General features: G+C 41.9%; 17 protein-coding genes and 2 pseudogenes. 5 read left to right on the top strand and 14 right to left on the bottom strand.

All coding sequences use genetic code 11. The features are described from left to right. The 10 genes and pseudogenes from K1I97_RS05730 to recJ form a co-directional block, all read right to left on the bottom strand. A pseudogene (locus tag K1I97_RS05730) lies at positions 1–811 on the bottom strand (hypothetical protein); the annotation flags it as partial. After that, a complete protein-coding gene (locus tag K1I97_RS05725; RefSeq protein ID WP_129326266.1) occupies positions 811–1,287 on the bottom strand; it encodes a hypothetical protein in 477 nt (158 codons plus the stop codon). The gene K1I97_RS05725 and the pseudogene K1I97_RS05730, both read right to left, overlap by 1 nt. Next, a complete protein-coding gene (locus K1I97_RS05720) occupies positions 1,263–1,958 on the bottom strand; it encodes a hypothetical protein (RefSeq protein WP_223331772.1) in 696 nt (231 codons plus the stop codon). The genes K1I97_RS05725 and K1I97_RS05720 overlap by 25 nt, the downstream gene beginning before the upstream one ends. After that, a complete protein-coding gene (locus K1I97_RS05715) occupies positions 1,955–2,290 on the bottom strand; it encodes a hypothetical protein (RefSeq protein ID WP_129326264.1) in 336 nt (111 codons plus the stop codon). Before K1I97_RS05715 ends, K1I97_RS05720 begins: the two co-directional genes overlap by 4 nt. Before the next feature lie 3 nt (positions 2,291–2,293). Next, a complete protein-coding gene (locus K1I97_RS05710; protein ID WP_223331771.1) occupies positions 2,294–2,722 on the bottom strand; it encodes a hypothetical protein in 429 nt (142 codons plus the stop codon). A 161-nt stretch (positions 2,723–2,883) separates the two neighbouring features. Then, a complete protein-coding gene (uvrC, locus tag K1I97_RS05705; protein WP_223331770.1) occupies positions 2,884–4,668 on the bottom strand; it encodes an excinuclease ABC subunit UvrC in 1,785 nt (594 codons plus the stop codon). A 101-nt stretch (positions 4,669–4,769) separates the two neighbouring features. Next, the gene (locus K1I97_RS05700) at positions 4,770–5,471 is read right to left on the bottom strand and encodes a M57 family metalloprotease (RefSeq protein ID WP_223331769.1); all 702 of its coding nucleotides are present in this window, start codon (positions 5,469–5,471) and stop codon (positions 4,770–4,772) included. Positions 5,472–5,575: 104 nt separating this feature from the next. Beyond that, positions 5,576–6,355: an alpha/beta hydrolase gene (locus K1I97_RS05695; protein ID WP_223331768.1), complete on the bottom strand. Its 780-nt coding sequence runs from the start codon at positions 6,353–6,355 to the stop codon at positions 5,576–5,578. Between the two features lie 68 nt (positions 6,356–6,423). Beyond that, entirely contained in the window at positions 6,424–8,085 is a 1,662-nt protein-coding gene (locus tag K1I97_RS05690; protein WP_223331767.1) for a ribonuclease J, read from the bottom strand. A gap of 174 nt (positions 8,086–8,259) precedes the next feature. Further along, the gene (recJ, locus tag K1I97_RS05685) at positions 8,260–10,482 is read right to left on the bottom strand and encodes a single-stranded-DNA-specific exonuclease RecJ (protein WP_223331776.1); all 2,223 of its coding nucleotides are present in this window, start codon (positions 10,480–10,482) and stop codon (positions 8,260–8,262) included. A 177-nt stretch (positions 10,483–10,659) separates the two neighbouring features. Between recJ and K1I97_RS05680 the strand changes: the two genes are divergently transcribed. From K1I97_RS05680 to K1I97_RS05660, 5 genes are all read left to right on the top strand, one after another. Then, positions 10,660–11,418 carry an amino acid ABC transporter ATP-binding protein gene (locus K1I97_RS05680; protein WP_223331766.1) on the top strand — a complete coding sequence of 253 codons (759 nt, stop codon included), beginning with the start codon at positions 10,660–10,662 and terminating at the stop codon, positions 11,416–11,418. A 10-nt stretch (positions 11,419–11,428) separates the two neighbouring features. Next, positions 11,429–12,223, top strand: coding sequence for a transporter substrate-binding domain-containing protein (locus K1I97_RS05675; protein ID WP_084971519.1), 795 nt, complete (start codon positions 11,429–11,431; stop codon positions 12,221–12,223). Between the two features lie 12 nt (positions 12,224–12,235). Then, positions 12,236–12,913, top strand: a complete 678-nt coding sequence (locus tag K1I97_RS05670) for an amino acid ABC transporter permease (protein WP_000131150.1) — start codon at positions 12,236–12,238, stop codon at positions 12,911–12,913. Between the two features lie 9 nt (positions 12,914–12,922). Further along, positions 12,923–13,582 carry an amino acid ABC transporter permease gene (locus K1I97_RS05665; protein WP_049518904.1) on the top strand — a complete coding sequence of 220 codons (660 nt, stop codon included), beginning with the start codon at positions 12,923–12,925 and terminating at the stop codon, positions 13,580–13,582. 129 nt (positions 13,583–13,711) lie between these two features. Then, on the top strand, positions 13,712–14,491 hold the full coding sequence (locus tag K1I97_RS05660; protein ID WP_223331765.1) for a DUF4037 domain-containing protein: 780 nt from the start codon (positions 13,712–13,714) through the stop codon (positions 14,489–14,491). Positions 14,492–14,558: 67 nt separating this feature from the next. Here K1I97_RS05660 and K1I97_RS05655 read toward each other — a convergent pair whose 3' ends face one another. The 4 genes and pseudogenes from K1I97_RS05655 to K1I97_RS05635 form a co-directional block, all read right to left on the bottom strand. After that, positions 14,559–15,581, bottom strand: a complete 1,023-nt coding sequence (locus tag K1I97_RS05655; protein WP_223331764.1) for a YdcF family protein — start codon at positions 15,579–15,581, stop codon at positions 14,559–14,561. Positions 15,582–15,648: 67 nt separating this feature from the next. Beyond that, a complete protein-coding gene (locus tag K1I97_RS05650; protein ID WP_223331763.1) occupies positions 15,649–16,086 on the bottom strand; it encodes an Rrf2 family transcriptional regulator in 438 nt (145 codons plus the stop codon). A gap of 98 nt (positions 16,087–16,184) precedes the next feature. After that, a pseudogene (locus K1I97_RS10295) lies at positions 16,185–16,945 on the bottom strand (transposase). Positions 16,946–17,097: 152 nt separating this feature from the next. After that, positions 17,098–18,039 carry a hypothetical protein gene (locus K1I97_RS05635; protein ID WP_223331761.1) on the bottom strand — a complete coding sequence of 314 codons (942 nt, stop codon included), beginning with the start codon at positions 18,037–18,039 and terminating at the stop codon, positions 17,098–17,100. Positions 18,040–18,072 lie beyond the last annotated feature (33 nt).

Below are 18,072 nucleotides of genomic sequence, written 5' to 3'. Positions count from 1 at the left end.
CGCCCCCTAAAAGAGTCGTGCCTATAGCTAAGCTCGCAGGAGCTAAGAGACCACCTGAGGCAACCGTGCCGACGATCAAGGCAACTGTACCCACCACCTTGATACCAGTATCTACCCAGCCCAGCCACTGTTCATTGTCCTTAGACCAGGTAGACTTAAGGCGCTTATACTCACCCATTTCGGTCGGGTAGAAGGTTTCTACCAGCTCCCGTTCAGTCACATCCTTGATTTTATCATACGTTTCTTTGTCTGATTTTTCAAGCTCTTTTAAACGCTCCTTGGCAACTCTCAACTTTTCGCTGTATTTAGCTGCTGCAGCTGGAATCGGACTTTTATCACTATTTAAAATATCAGATAGGGTAAAATGTTTGGTTCGTGTTGTAGTAGTCTGTACCTGTCCTGCCATCCCATTATTTATATAAGTGGTCGTTTTTTCCTGATAGGTCAGGTGGTCTGACTTGTATTGATTCTTTCCTTCATTGACCTTATTGAGAGACTCCATAGCATCTTCAAGTCCGCTAATATATTTATTCTCAATATTTTGAACGACTTCGCGGTGAATATCCTTCAAAGCGTCCATAATTTTAAGAACCTTGTGTTCAGCCTCCGTAAAGTCATTTTCTGGCATATCTTTGCCTAGTGTAGCACCACCTTGGGCAATATAAAGGGCTGATAGATCATTTTCTTGGACAATGGTTGCGGCTTTAGAAATATCATTGAGCAAGTCAACAACTTGTTGAACATTGTTCTCCAAAAAGCCTAAATTCTTGCCATTTTCAAAGTCGCTTTTATTCGTGTAATACTCTGTCATCAAGCCCCTCCTTCATTGGTACGTCCACTGTATAGGATGGCATCTTCTGACTTTGGACCCTTGTAATCCGGTTTGGACTGAGTTTCCTTGATATTATCACGCGTCAACTCAAAAGCCTTTTGTGGATCTTGCTCCAGTGCTCTACGAGTCTCAGCATCAAGTTCTTTATTTACCAAGGCAGCATTAACAATATCAGCCGCTAGGAGTTTGTCCGTATCTATCGTAGCTCGATAAGTCGTCTGGATATGATTATAAAGGAGTTCTGTCAAGGATTGAAAGGTTTGGGCTTTTGCTGTAAATCGACTTAATTGTAATTCATCTAATCGTGACTGAAGAGAACCTTCTTTACAGACAGCAGGTATTTTTTCAATCACTCCCTGTAGCTGACTTGTCAAATTGCTAGTGCTCGTAACTAACTCACGCGCTGCTAACAAGAGTTCCTCTTGCTCTGTCAAGGAAATACTAATCTTTGGCATGGTTTTACCCTCACTTTCAACTGCTTGATGATTTCTTTTTTCATTTCTTCTGTATTTAAAGAACGAATTTGTTGCTTCATCATATCATATTGATAGATACCTGAAGGAGCTTCTAAATAGAGATAAGCCGTGGACCTTTTCCTAGCAGAATATGTTAGCACATTCAGCGCAGGTTTTTCTCTATAGTAAATCAACAATCGTTCATGTGAGTACGATTCCCAAGATGAAGCCAATGGATTGGTATCCCTTACGGGATGTTGACCACTCAAAAAATCATGAAGTTGAATCGTCATCCCAAGAAATTGTAAACTATGGATTCGCTTAAGTGTAAAAGCATTGTCATCGACTTTCTCAATGACAATATGATACCAAGAATTAGAGTCCACCAGCTGAGCGCAATAATAGCGTTGATCCACTTCACAATGGGATATAGCTTTTTGATATTGCTCAAGATACAGACCTCTTGCCATACAAGCTGTCGTCGGTTCATTACTCTCATCTATCAAGTCCATAGATTTAAGGTCCTCATACCCCTTCTCTAAAACTTGTTGTAACTGTTCTAGTTTTTCTTCTTCTGCTCTTTCAGGTAATGGTAACAGAAAAAGGTCTTCGCTATAGCCATCATTTGTAATCATATACAAGGCATATAATGCTTCCAATGAAAAAATCATATACTATCTATTTCCTTAATCTTGTTCGCATCTTTTATGTGATAAAAAAGAGTTTCTAAACCGTCGACCGCTTCATGCAACTCGCCTATTGCATTCGCAAAATCAACCTGATACTGCTGGATAAAATCCTTTAATCCTAGATACTTTTCCTTTGTTTCACCAGACCAGAGAGATTCTTTTTGGGACAAAGCTCTGACTTGTGCAGGGATAGTCGAGTTAATCAGATTGTGCAGACTCTTAAGTTGTGAAATTAAGTCATTTAGTTCACTATCATCATAGAGAATTGTATCATGGGTAAAACGGTCTGTAATGCTATTAATATTCGTATCCATTTATTAAAATAATCCTCCAAATACGTCCATCCAATTTTCTTCCAATCCCAATCTGTCAAATCCTATTTTGCCTTTATTATACTCAATCCTAACTGCATCCATCTGGGATTGAAGTGAGGTTATTTGACTATTCAACTCATCAAAAAGATCTATAAAAGAAGAGTTCGAATTTTGGACAAAATCAACATACTCTTGAAGGATATTTCGATTGGTCTTTAGTTTACTTGAAGCACTTTCTATATAGGAATAACCATTTTGCTCATCAATTTTTTTAGTAATACTATCGATATAGTCAATGTAATCATCCATTTCTGATGTCGAACGCTTATAATTCAACTGATTATCAAAAATTCCTTGGGCAACCTTCTTATAACGGTCACGCTTAGCTTTGAGACTTTCATATTGGCTTCTTAATACTGCGTCACTTGTCATCTTACACCTCACATCTTCTGTTGCTTCTAGTTTAGCATAATTATAGTTTCTTTAACACTTTTAACAGATTTTTTAGTAACAATATTTTTTATTGTTCACTCACTGAATGATTGAAGTACTCCCATATTTGCTTCTGTCACTTCTGGAAAGTGTGTTTATTCCTACTCCTGAGTCTCTGAGTTCAACTTTCTCTGCACAGCTTCTGCGACTGCCCTTGGCACACCAACTTCGACAATCTCATCCACACTGGCTTCCTTGATTTTAGTTAGAGACTTAAAATGCTTCATGAGATTTTGCTTGCGTTTAGGTCCCAGACCGTCAATCCCATCCAATTGAGATGAAAAGGAATTTTTTGAGCGCAGTTGTCGGTGGAAAGTGATAGCAAAGCGGTGCACCTCATCTTGGATGCGTTGGAGGAGGAAAAATTCCTGGGAATTGCGAGACAGCTCCACCACTTCCAGTGGATCTCCAAAGAGCAGTTCATGGGTTTGGTGCTTATCATTCTTTTGCAGACCTGCAATTGGGATATCCAAACCTAGCTCTTCTTGAATGACCTGCTTGGCAATATTGACTTGACCTTGTCCCCCATCAATGACAATCAAATCTGGCGGGGTCAAGCCCTCACGCTGAACTCGGCCATAGCGTCTGCGAATGACCTCTCTCATACTAGCATAATCGTCCGGGCCAACAACCGTTTTTATCTTGTACTTTCGGTAGTCTTTTTTACTTGGTTTGCCGTTGACAAAGACCACCATGGCCGAAACAGGACTGGTTCCCATGATATTAGAGTTATCGAAGGACTCGATGCGAACCGGAGTCGGGATTTGGAGCAAGCGTCCCAGATTTTCAATAGCCCCTTGGGTCTTTTCGACAGATTTTTCTAGCAGATTGAACTTCTGCTCCAGACTAACACGAGCATTTTTTATGGCCAGATTGACCAGTTGTTTTTTCTCTCCACGTCGAGGTTTGAGAATCTTGGTATCCACCAAGGCCTTGACAGCTTCTTCGTCAATATCCTGCGGAATCAATACCTCATTGGGAACTAGATGAGATTTTTCTTGATAGAATTGTCCCACATAGGTCAAAAAGTCCTCATCTGGATCATTGTAGTAGGGGAAGAGATTAACATCCCGCTCGATGAGTTTTCCCTGACGAACAAAGAAAACCTGAACACACATCCAGCCTTTATCCACATAGTAACCAAAGACGTCCCGATTTTGGAGATCCTTCGCCATAACCCGTTGCTTGGTCCGAAGCGTTCCAATGGCCTGAATCAGGTCACGGTATTCCGCTGCACGTTCAAACTCCATACTTTGAGCTGCCTTTGCCATCTTGCCCTTGAGGTCATCGATGATTTTGTCATCCTGTCCTTTTAGGAAATCAGAAACCTCCTGAGCCATGGAATGGAAATAAGCCTCATCTTTCTTACAGATGGTGTGGGCCATACATTGGCCGATATGGTAGTAAAAACAGACCTTAGAGGGCGGGTTGGTACACTTACGAAAAGGAAAAATCCTATCTAAAAGTCGCTTGATTTCATTGGCTGCCCCCACATCTGGATAGGGACCAAAGTAGAGACCACCGTCCTTTTTGACCTGACGGGTGATAATCAATCGAGGATAGCGCTCATTGGTGATTTTGATGAAGGGATAAGACTTGTCATCCTTGAGCATGATATTGTACTTAGGCTTATTTTCCTTGATGAGGTTGATTTCTAGGAGAAGCGCCTCAATATTAGACTCAGTGACGATAAATTCAAAATCCACAATCTCAGATACCAGAGCTTCCGTTTTGGTATCATGACTGCCACGGAAATAGGACCGCACGCGATTGCGCAGATTTTTAGCCTTTCCTACATAGATAATGGTGCCATTTTTATCCTTGTGAATGTAACAACCAGGGCTGGTCGGCAAGAGCTCCAGTTTTGATTTGATTAAGTTATTCATAGTTCCATTATAGCAAAAAGGCCGTAACAGGACGAACAAAAAGCCCCACCCACCGCTTGATGGAGGAGCTTTGATTTCATTTCGGATTGCACTGACTTCATCTAGTCGCTACTGGTATAGAGTTCTTGAACAGCTGTCACATCCCGAGGCTGAATTCCATAGTAGGAGCCTGCTGGCTGCATGACAGAAATCTCGTTGGTATGATCCAATCCGATGGCATGCCCCAGCTCGTGCTCCGCCGTGTGCACGATCCGTTCATAAGAATATCCATAGTTTGGATTGGATAGATAATAGTGATTCAGGCGAACTGTTACAGATATAAATTGATTGGTTAACAAATTGGTTTGACTCTCGGCTTGACCTGCTACAGCGGTCGAGCCATCATTCATCTCACTTGCCACAATATCTGCCTGACTAGGATCCGCAACCACCTCAAAGGTAAAGGCTCCCGTTTGATTCCAGTTTTTTATAGCTTCTGCATAGGCACCTTGGAAGGTCTCATCCATTTGAGGTTCAATATAGATGCGAGCTGAGGCCTGAGCCCACTTGCCTTCTGCATGTTGGTGACTGTCTGTTTGAGATAAGACTTCCAGCGTTCCCGTCTCCTGCCACTGATTCCAGCCATCTTGACCAATCTGGCTCATTTTTTCAACCTGATTGACCGCAGAATGAAAATCACCTGTCAGATACCAAACCACTCCAAAAGCAATGAGAAGTAGAATGACCACAGTCCAAACCAGACGCCAGAAGAAACGCCAAATTCCCAAAAGAAATCGGAAGAATAATCGAATAATCCAGAACATGACGTCCCACCTTTCATAAAAATAAGAATCTATCTTGAAATCGCATTTTCCTTGATCAAAATAGATTCTCTATTTTACTGAGAAAAGCTGAAAGAAACCTAAAACTAAGATAAGCGCTCTTCCAAGATAAAGTCAATTGGTAGTGTAGCCAAAAAACGCTCCAATTGTTTTTCCCAGTAGTACCACTCGTGCTTGCCTGGACTGTGACTATAGGTCACCTCAAAACCAAGTTTTTTGAGGTTTTTCACTGTGAGATTATTGGCAGAGTAGAGATAGTCTTGCTCCCCACACCAAGCCCATAGTTTGGTCTTTTGATCGGATTTTGCAGCCATACTTTCAAGCGAATGAGGACTAGCTGTCCAGTCTTTAATTTCTCCAAACACTCCTCGCCAGTAGGCAAGTGATCCCAGATCCTGGCTTTCAGGAGAGAATTCCTGAAAACTGAGCGCACCAGAAAAACTAGCCGCATGAGAAAAACGATTTGTCGATAGAGCGAGTTTGAAGGAGCCGTAACCACCCATGGAGAGACCTGCTATGAAGGTCTTTTCTCGCTTGCTGGTCATGTTGGGGAAGAAGCGTTTCATGACTTGGGGGAGTTCTTCTGCTAGAGTAGTATAGTAGTTAAAACCGTACTGGGTATCTGTGTACCAGCCATTGCTAGTATTGGGCATAATGACAATGAGATTGGTTCCACGCAACAAGCGTTCGACATTGGTACGTTTGAGCCAGCTATTTTGGTTTCCTGACATTCCGTGCAAAAGATAAAGAACAGGAATATCTGTGCAATCTGGTTCAGTTACCCGACTAGCATCTGGATAGAGTACGGTAACGCCCCACTCCATATCCAAAACTTTTGAGTAATACTCAATATTCATAACTGCCATGGTTGTCTCCTTTTACTATTCTATAAGAAAAAGCCGAATTTCGACTTTTTCTGTAGGTATTCTGCTTATTATTTTGCTTCCATCACGACTGGCAAGATTGCTGGGCGACGCTTGGTTTGATCAAAGAGGTACTTGGTCAGATTGTCACGAACCTTGCCTTTGAGATCTGCCCAGTCAAAGTCATCACCTTGAAGATACTCTTCTACCGTTTGGTTAATCAATTCTGAGCTTTCACGGAGAATATCGCGGCTCTTCTTGAGGTAAACAAATCCACGCGTATGAACACGAGCCTTAGCCACAATTTTCTTCTCACGACGGTTGACAGTGATCGCCACGATAAAGATTCCATCCTCTGACAAGACTTTACGGTCACGAAGGACGACATTTCCAACATCTCCGATAGCATTTCCGTCAATCAAGACATCCCCTGCAGAAACTGCTCCAGATGGAACAAAGTCTCCATTTTCATAAGACATGGTCGTTCCCTTTTTAGGGATGAAAATGCGTTCTGGCAACATTCCAACTGCCATGGCAGCCTTGGCATGCGCGTCCAACTCACGATACTCTCCTTGGATAGGGAAGAGGTAGTTTGGTTGCAAAAGATTGATCATCAACTGCAAATCACGCGCATTTCCGTGTCCGGATACTCGCAAGCTTTGGGTAATGAGTTTCACTACACCACCAGCTTGGTAGATCATGTTTTCAACACGCGCCATAACGGCTTCTTTGGCGATAGATGGAGTCGTTACGATATAGACCAAGTCCCCATCTTTGATTTCCACATAACGGTGGCGTCCAATGGACATCTTGCGAAGTCCATTAATAGGCTCACCCATACGGCCCGTCTCAAGGATAATCAACTCATGGTCTTCAAAACGAGACATTTCTTTTGGTTTGATCAAGAGACTTTCATTAGCCAAAGACAACTTTTTGAGACGAATCGCTGTTCGGACGATATTTTCAACATCAAAACCAGTCAGAACAACTCGGCGACCTGTATCTGCAGCGGCATCAAAAACCTGCTGGATACGAGAAAGGTTACTGGCAACTGCTGCAACGATGATCCGACCGTCCCAGTCTGCAATGGTCTGGGTAATTTCGTCTCCAACTTCACTCTCGCTCGCCACCTGGATATTGCTGTCTGCATTCGCAGAATCACTGAGAAGCGCCAAGACACCCTCACGACCAATCTCTGCTAAACGAGCAAAATCAGTCGCATAGGATTTACTAGCCGTTTGGTCAAACTTGAAGTCACCTGTATAAACGATACTACCTTCAGTTGTTTTCAAGACGACTCCCAAACTTTCTGGGATGGAGTGAGTTGTACGGAAGAAGGAGACCACAGTCCCTCCAAAATCAATCTCTGTATCTTCATCAATCACATGGAAGTCATTGAATTTCTTAACCGTATCATTTCCTTTGACAAAGAGTTTTGCCAACTCGATGGTCAACTCAGAGCCAAATACAGGCACCTTAGCCTCTGCCAAAAGGTAAGGCAGGGCACCAATGGCATCCGCATGTCCGTGAGTCAAAAAGACCCCTGCGATACGGTCGCTATTTTCAAAAAGGTAGTCCATATTCGGAATGACGACATCAACCCCTAGTTGTTCATTTTCAGGGTATTTAAGCCCTGCATCCAAAATAAAGATAGATCCATCGATTTCAGCAATGTACATATTTTTCCCGTTTTCACGTACACCACCTAGTGTTGTTAAACTGATATTACTCATTTTCCCTCCGAAACTTAATTCATCTTGATTATAGGGTAGGTTTACCCTCTTATTCTAAAAGTTCTAAAACTTTCAGCCGAATCTTTTCCTACCATTATACCATTTTTTTGATGATTTTCAAAATGAAGATTTGTTTCCAAAAAAAGAGCCGGTTGCCCAACTCTTTCCCATCTTCTAGTTTTCTTCCATCAAAAAATCATAAATCTCTTGCACGGTACCCAGCGCCATCATTTCTTGATCTTTGACGGTTTGTTTGAGATTTTGGTAAATCTGACTTTCAGCAATTTCCCTTTTCGGCGCTTCTTTATTGACTGTCATGACACCATCTTTGATAGTTACAAAGCCAAGTTCCTCAAATACTTGGATCATCTTGACCAGCAAGATTTGTTGGATATTGAGATAAGTCACCAAATCTTTGAGCTTGTAGCGAATATCAAACTCTGGGAACTGGTAAATGGTCTTGTACAATTTTGCAAACTGTTCTCTAGTCCCATAACCTGTTAGGTAGTAGGCCTTGTCGATGTCGTTTTTGAAATAGACAGCTGAGAAATTTTGTTCCTGAAAAACGGTCTTCAGCAGAGTAATATCCTCAGGAATGGTTTTCACAACAACCGCTTCACTGGCTGCTAGATCTGGCAACTCTCCAGAGAAATCCAAGACTGGAACCCCTTCTGGCAAGGCTGCATTCTTCCCACGAATGTTAAAGAGTTGAACACCCTCCACACGCGCATCCACCATCATCAACTGGAGGGCAGTTTGGCCATTCCATTGATTGACAGACAGGGTGACTGCCAACTCTAAGTTTTTTGTTTGAGCAAATTCTGTTGCCCATCTGCCCTGCCCGAAGGCCACTACTTCAAAACTCGCTTCACCCTTAGAGATTTTCAGCTTGAGATGAGCATTACCTGCCCCCATGGTACGGGCACTTTCAACCTGAAAATCCTTGATATAAAAGACAGGTTTCTGATTGTCCATTCCAAAGGGGGCCAAGCGCTCAAAACTCTTGACTGTTTCAAGACTCAAAGTCTCCAAATCCAGCTCTTCATCTAGATTTAACTTGTTCTTACCACTAGCATCTGCACCTTTTTCACGGACATAGTCTTCCAAAATTTGAGATAAATCTGAGAGTTTCTCAACTTCCAGCGTCATTCCTGCTGCACCAGCATGGCCGCCAAAGGCGATAAAGAGGTCGCGATGGGGATCCAGAGCTTCAAAAATATCGACCGCTTCCACACTACGAGCACTGCCCTTGGCACGACCATCTTCTATATTAAGAACGATGACTGTCTGCCCCAATTCCTCTAGCAAGCGCCCAGCTACGATACCCAGAACGCCAGGATTCCAGCCTTCCTTGGCCAAAACCTGGACCTTCTTCTCGGGATCCACCATGGTCTTAGCTTCTTCATAGATTGACTGAACGATTTCCTTGCGCTCTTCGTTTTTCTGGTGAATCATGAGGGCAATCTCATGAGCTTCCTCGTCGTCAAATCCAGTCAGCAAATCAATGGCAGGATTGGGATCATCCAATCGCCCTAAGGCATTTAAACGAGGGGCAATCTGGAAACCAACCGTTTCTTCCGTCACTTCATTCGCAGCAATCCCAGCCATGTCCAGCATTTCTTGCAGACCGATGCGCTGAGTATGCCCCAGCATTTCCAGACCATACTGAACCAAGATACGGTTTTCATCTGTCAAGCTCACCATATCTGCAATAGTTCCGATGGCGACCAAATCGAGTAGCTCCACTTGTACTTCCTCTAAAAGGGCACAAGCTAGCTTAAAGGCCACTCCGCAACCAGCCAGATATTTGAAAGGATAGTCCGCATCTGGATGTTCAGGGTGAACAATCGCATAGGCATCAGGAAGGGTTTCTGGCATGGAATGGTGGTCAGTCACAATGACATCCACTCCCATAGACTGGGCCAATTCAATGGCTTCATGGCCAGCAACTCCATTGTCCACTGTCACAATCAAGGAAATTCCCTCTTGCTCGATAAAGTATTTATAGACATTGGCATTTGGTCCATAGCCATCGGTAAAACGATTGGGCAAATAAACACGGCATTCAGCGCCAAGCTGTTCCAAACTTTCCTTAACAATAGAAGCTGAAGTCATGCCATCCGCATCGTAGTCTCCATAGATGAGAATATTTTCCCCTTCTTCAATGGCCTGACGAATCCGTTCCACTGCCTTGTCCATATCATGGAGCAGATAGGGGTCATATAAGTCCTCTAAAGAAGGTTCTAAAAACTTCTTTAGACTTTCTTTATCCTGAATCCCTCTTTCAAATAATAACCGAGCCACCTCAGGACCCAGTCCAGCCTTCTTGGCTATCTTTGTAAAATCCGCATCTTCAACCTGCGGGGCAAACTGCCATTCATAAGTAGGAGTTATCAAAAAAACATCCACTCTTTCTAAGAATTCTATCGTTTCATTATAACATGATTTAGGCATTTTCTCTATCCAGATTGCTTTTTTATAACATTTTAGTGAATTTTTTTCAGATATGATTTGACAAGGCGATTCTTTCGGTGTAAAATAATGTTATAAAATCTAACACAAAGGAGATCTCTCATGGCTTTAGTAGAATTTAAAAACGTCGAAAAATATTACGGAGACTACCACGCACTCCGCGACATCAATCTCCGTTTTGAAAAAGGGCAAGTCGTTGTCCTGCTTGGACCTTCAGGTTCTGGAAAGTCAACCCTTATCCGTACGATCAATGGTTTAGAGGCTGTTGACAAAGGAAGTCTTCTAGTCAATGGACACCAAGTAGCAGGTGCCAGTCAGAAAGATTTAGTGCCTCTTCGCAAGGAAGTCGGCATGGTTTTCCAGCATTTTAACCTTTATCCACACAAAACTGTGTTAGAAAATGTGACGCTTGCACCTGTAAAAGTTCTAGGAATTGATAAAAAAGAAGCTGAAAAAACAGCCAAAAAATATCTAGAATTTGTAAATATGTGGGACAAAAAAGATTCTTACCCAGCCATGCTATCTGGTGGACAAAAACAGAGAATCGCCATCGCACGTGGTCTTGCCATGCATCCGGAGCTCCTCCTCTTTGATGAGCCAACATCTGCCCTCGACCCTGAAACCATTGGAGATGTTCTGGCAGTTATGCAAAAATTGGCTCAAGACGGGATGAACATGATCATCGTTACCCACGAAATGGGCTTTGCCCGAGAGGTTGCTGACCGCATCATCTTTATGGCTGACGGAGAAGTTTTAGTAGATACGACAGATGTCGACGACTTTTTCGACAATCCAAGCGAACCTCGTGCCCAACAATTCCTCAGCAAAATTATCAACCACGAAAGTGACAAAGTCAAATAAGGAGGCGCCTATGAAAAAGAAATTCTTTTTATCAGCGTTATTGATTAGCCTTTTCAGCCTTTCTACTGCCAAACCAGTTCAGGCTGATACTAGTGTGGCAGACATTCAAAAAAGAGGCGAGCTGGTTGTCGGTGTGAAACAAGACGTTCCCAATTTTGGCTACAAGGATCCCAGGACTGGGACTTATTCTGGTATCGAAACTGACCTTGCCAAGATGATTGCGGACGAACTCAAGGTCAAGATTCGCTATGTGCCTGTCACCGCCCAAACCCGTGGTCCCCTTCTAGACAATGGGCAGGTCGACATGGATATCGCTACCTTCACCATCACAGACGAACGTAAAAAACTCTACAACTTCACCAGTCCCTACTATACGGATGCTTCTGGTTTTTTGGTCAATAAGTCTGCCAACATCAAAAGCATTGAGGACCTAAATGGTAAAACGATCGGAGTTGCCCAAGGTTCCATTACCCAACGTTTGATTACCGAACTAGGTAAAAAGAAAGGTCTGAAATTTAAGTTTGTAGAACTGGGTTCCTATCCAGAATTGATTACTTCCCTTCACGCTCACCGTATTGATGCCTTTTCCGTGGACCGCTCTATCCTGTCTGGCTACACCAGTAAACGAACAGAGCTGCTAGATGATAGTTTCAAGCCATCTGACTACGGTATCGTCACCAAGAAATCAAATACTGAGCTCAACGACTATCTTGATAGCTTGGTTACAAAATGGAGCAAAGATGGCAGTTTGCAAAAACTTTATGACCGTTACAAGCTCAAACCCTCTAGCCATACTGCAGATTAAGGAGGATACCCCATGACAGATTTATCATCTTGGACAGCCTATTTTCAGGATTTTGGACAATTTTTCAACGGTTTCCTCTTCACTCTTGCCCTAGCAATTGGATCCTTTATCCTAGCTATGGTCTTAGGAATCATCTTTGGAGTCCTATCAACTAGCAAACATCAAATTTTAAGAATTTTGGCTCGTATCTTTGTCGAATTTTACCAAAACACTCCCCTCTTGGTGCAGTTTGTCATCGTTTTCTATGGTTTGCCTCTTATCAGTGATCACACCATCATGATTCCGATTTATTGGACAGCTGTTCTCTGCGTGGGACTCTATCACGGCGCCTATATCGCTGAGGTGATTCGTTCAGGGATTCAGTCTATTCCTAGCGGTCAGATGGAAGCTGCTCTCTCACAAGGTTTCACCTATATCAGTGCCATGCGCTTGATTATCTTGCCTCAGGCTTTCCGCATCATTCTCCCACCTTTGACCAATCAAATCGTTAACCTCATCAAGAATACCTCGACAGTTGCCATCATCTCTGGAGTAGACTTGATGTTTGTGACCAAATCTTGGTCGGCTCTCAACGGAAACTACATTCCAGCCTTTTTAGGAGCTGCCCTGCTCTACTTTGCTCTATGCTTCCCTGTTGCCCAGTTTGGTCGCAAGATGGAGCAAGCCAACAAAAAAGCCTATTCACTTTAGGAGGTTACTATGGAATCTATTTTAGAAGTTTTGACCCCAGATAACCTAGTCTTTATCTTTAAAGGATTTGGCTTGACCCTCTACATTTCTCTAATTGCTATCGTCCTCTCGACCCTTATCGGAACAGTGCTAGCCGTCATGAGAAATGGAAAAAATCCCGTCTTACGAATCATCTCCAGCATTTATATCGAGTTTGTACGTAACGTTCCTAACCTCCTCTGGATTTTCACCATCTTTTTGGTGTTTAAGATGAAGTCCACACCAGCTGGTATTACAGCCTTTACCCTCTTTACCTCAGCAGCCCTGGCTGAGATTATCCGAGGCGGTCTCAATGCCGTGGACAAGGGCCAGTACGAAGCAGGAATGTCACAAGGATTCACCTCTACGCAAATCCTCTACTACATCATTCTCCCACAAGCGATCCGTAAAATGCTGCCAGCCATCATTTCTCAGTTTGTAACTGTGATTAAGGATACCAGTCTTCTCTACTCTGTTATCGCTCTACAAGAACTCTTTGGCGCCAGCCAAATTCTCATGGGCCGTTATTTCGAACCAGAGCAGGTCTTCAGTCTTTATATCCTGATTGCCTTGATTTACTTTATCTTTAACTTTGCTATTTCCAGCCTTTCTCATAAGCTAGCAAAACGTTGGCAACAAGCTGCGGAATAAAAACGAAATGTGAACTCAAAATAAGGGTTCACATCTTTTGCTAAAAATGAAAAAGAGTAACTTAATGCTATGCAAACGTTTTACTTTTTGGTAAAATGACTTTAAAACCCTAAAGCAAGGAGAAAAATCATGATCCACGAACTTTGCAAAGAATTCTCTCAACTGGAACAAGTAGAAGCTATTGCTCTTGGTGGTTCTCGTGCAGGACAAGCCTACGATCAAAATTCTGACTATGACGTTTATGTCTATCTAAACTCTTCTATTGATGAGGCGATTCGACGAGATATCTTGAGTAAGTATTGTTCTTATATGGAAATTGGAAACCAGTTTTGGGAATTAGAAGATGACTGCGTACTAAACAACGGTATCGAAATCGAGTTGATTTATCGTTCGCTGGAGTCGTTTGAACAGGAATTGAACTCAACCGTTTTTCAGCATCAAGTCCAAAATGCTTATACAACTTGCATGTGGCATAATCTACTCCACAGCAAGATTCTATACGACCCGAATGGACACTATGCTTCTCTCCAAAGAACTTACCAGATTCCCTATCCACAGGAACTCAAAAAGCATATCATCGAAAGGCAACTCCTTTTGCTAGAACAAGCCATGCCTGCCTTCTCTCACCAAATAGAAAAAGCTATCAAACGCCAAGATCTTCTCAGTATGAATCATCGTACGAGTGAGTTTTTTGCTTCCTACTTTGACTTGTTATTTGCGCTCAATGAGCAAACCCATCCTGGTGAAAAACGAATGTTGGAGTTCGCAAAGACCAATTGTACACTCCTCCCTAAGCAATTTGAAGAAACTATTCGCAAGTATTTCCAACTACTCTACCAACAACAAGGAGAACAAGCGATCGTAACCTTGCAAACTATCCTGAAGGAACTAAAAGCCATTTTGCCATAAGCAAAATCGGACAATAATAACTACATGAATTTTACAAAAAATCTCCTAACGGAGATTTTTTCACATATTACCATAAAATACCTCTATAAGAGAAAATCAGAGCTAAAATCAACAAAACATAGAAGGCGATAAAAATCCATTTTATCTTCACACATAGGGCAATATATTCTCTGATAAAGGCCGATGGAATATAGTAGGCGGCTGTCCGACAACCAAGGCCATCTCCCTTCATCCCAATACGACGGGCATAGGTGCTAGTACGAAAAACATGATAGTCATTAGTCACAAAGAGAAAACGTGGATTTGCTACCAGTTTCTCTCCCATTTCTTTTGAAAAGAGGAGATTCTCATAGGTCGTCGTTGAGTCTTCCTCTAGGAGAATGGCTTCTCTCGGAATATCCGTCTCTTCCAGTAAATAATTACAAATTGCCTGAGCTTCAGAAATCTTCTCGTCCCCACCTTGACCACCACTGGCGATGATTTTAACGTCTGGATTGGACGATTGACGGTAAGCCTCTACAGCTTTGTCAATGCGGCTCTTGAGCAAGGGAGTTACTTTTTCTCCATTCAACAAGCCTGCTCCGTGAATGATGATAAAATCATAATGTTTTTTCTTAGGAATAAAAAGATACAGAATAGAATAAAGCAGAAATCCTGCAAAGGCAAAGCCGAAAATCAAATACGAATAAATCAGAAAGAAAAAGAAAATATTCACTAGATGATTGGTGTAGAACAAGCCATTGGTATCGCTCATTCGGATTGCCATGATCACAAAAAAGAACAGAATCACGCACCCTAGCCCCAGAGACAAATAATTCGCCTTGGATTTCCCTTCTTTCTTCAACAATACAAATCCGTTATAAATCAGGAAAAAGCCACTTAGAAAAACTAAAAAAGGGAGCAAGAGAAAAATTACTGCAAAGAAAATCATGTGCACTTCTTCCTGCCCAGCTTCATAAAAAAGATTGGCAATAGACAGGTAAGAAAAGAGCAGAGATAAAAGCAAGAGAGCTGGATTCCAGAGACTGCGATTGTCCCTAAAAAATGAAATCAGAAAAAGTAGGACGAAAAATCCTGTAATAAAGTACATAGTCTCCTCCTTTGATGACTACATTGTACCATAATTATGGTAATAGAAAAAGAGGAGCTTAGTCCTCTTATTTTGCTATTCTTGCTTCTGCATCTGCCACAACCTGGGCCAGACTCGTCTGACGGAGTTGGTTTTCCATCGCTTCTTGGATATCTAGTAGTTTTTGATCTAAGACCGCATGGATATTCGATCCAATTGGACAACTTGAGTTCGGATTTTCATGGAAACTAAAGAGTTTACCAGATTTTCCTAAACATTCGACTGCCTGATAAACATCAAAAAGGCTAATATCTTGGAGGTCTTTGATAATCTCGGTGCCACCTGTTCCACGCGCAACCGATATCAGTTCAGCATTTTTGAGTTGGGACAAGATTTTACGAATAATGACCGGATTGACCCCAACACTAGCAGCCAAAAAATCACTGGTAACTTTTGTTTCCTTCCCTTCTAGAGCGATGATAATCAACATATGCGTTGCAATCGTAAATCGACTTGAAATTTGCATCTTCTTCTCCTTTCACATCCTATCTGATACTCATTATACCCTTTTACGTTGTAATGTCAATCATTACTACAAACTTTGTTTTTTTATCGCTTGAATTGTCAAATTAAGTGCACAATTTCTTCATAGAAAACTTCATAAGGTGTTTTCCAGTTGAGACACTTCCGTGGTCTATTATTAAGTTTGTTCTCTCACAGCTGAATGGTTTGATTATCAACCAATGTTAGATCACTTCCTTTTAGAAAATAGACCTCTACCTTTAATTTGTCCGTCAAGTCTTGATGATTCATGAATTCTTTTCCTTTATCTCGAGTGACGGTTTCTTTCGACAAGGGCTCCAACATTTGTACCATAACCTCTATGACAGATTTGCTTCTTCGGGTCTTTCAGGTATGGTATAAGAAATAGAAATTTTTCCTCTGTTTTCAACATAACCTTTCGTATGACGTATTTTCCCACGATGACGGAGCTTGCGAATCGCACCACGAGCACCATGTGAAAACTTGTCGTCAAAGTGCCCACGATAGATGGCTCTATAGATTGTTTGATAACTCATAACAGCTTTTCTATGTTACCGACCTTCTATTTCTTCAGGAAACTATTGGCAATCGAGAAAAAGGTGCTTGACAGTATTGCTTAAATGATGATCTATTTTCCACCCACAGTGTGATTTAGCTTTGCGGTAAGATTCCTGTGCATGACTCGGAGAATAGTTTCCTTCTCTTAGATGTCATTTCCACTCGCGACTAATACTAGACGGATGACAATGAAGTCACTTAGCTATTTGAGAAAAGCTTAGGCCTTGCATACGGCAAATGAGAATACCTTCGCTCTCATCTATGCTAAAATGATGGTGGCTCATCAGATTTCCTTTCGTAACTAGTTCGTTCAATTCTATTTTACTAGAAAATCTTATGAGTTTTTTTTGTGCACCTATATTGTATATTCAAGACAAAAAAGTCTTGCACCTCCCTAATAACTAGAACATTAGAAAGAGTGCAAAGACTTCTGTTTTTATGCAATTTTACGAGCAATCCCTTTTGTTTTATGGCTTGACCAAACTGAACTAACCGAAACCCAAGCACCAACCAGGGTGAATACAGCTAACATACCTAAATTATAAAAATAGTTATCTGGGAAATCACCGCTAAAGATTACTTCATTGACCAATCGAAGAGCAAAGGCAAACTCAATTCCTAGTTTGGCAACTACTTCCATGGCCAAATCAACTTGATTTACTAGAAAGACGGTGATTACCATCAAAATAGAGGAAATCACAATACCCTTTCTCGTTAACTTTTTCCCGAGTATTTCATATCCTTTGATGGTGCAAATTCCCAGAACAACACCCGCTAGCATAGCTACATAACCTAGACGGGCGATAAAAAGAGCAACTGCCCCACCAACCAAGGCTCCGAGTAACGCACCAACCGTTCCAAGAAGAACATTTTCCTTCTGATTTTGATAAGAATCCATCTCAATTTGAAGATTGCTCTTCAGCAATTGATAGCTTTCCTCGTTAATAAGGAAAATTGAATCACCTAGTTGATAGAGACCAACTGGCCCCTCATGGCCACTGTGGGCACACACTTGGACGAAATGGTGGGATTCAAGGAAAGCAACGAGATCTGTTATAAGCGTCTGTAACTTTTCAATTGTCTTTGATTTGCGCATTGCGCCTTTTACGACAAAAGAAACAAGGTACTGGTTAATAGACAAGGTTGATAAGTTCGGAAGAGATTCACTCTTAAACTCATCCCAGACCAATTCATTTTCTTCTGAATCCGCAGGATTGCCATTCAAACTCACACTGACACAAAGTCGAAACTGATTTTTTACGTCAGTTTCTTGTAGGAAAAGTAAATAGCCTGACTGCGTGCCATAAATACTACGTGAATCTTCGTCAAATTGCAAGCCCAACTCCGAGGCAATGGCGTGTAACTCTTCTGGTTTCATTACATATCTCCCTTTTATTTTGAATAGTAATTA

The sequence above is a fragment of the Streptococcus oralis genome, from assembly GCF_019929345.1.
GTDB lineage: Bacteria > Bacillota > Bacilli > Lactobacillales > Streptococcaceae > Streptococcus.
This window is presented reverse-complemented; position numbering and strand designations above follow the sequence as displayed.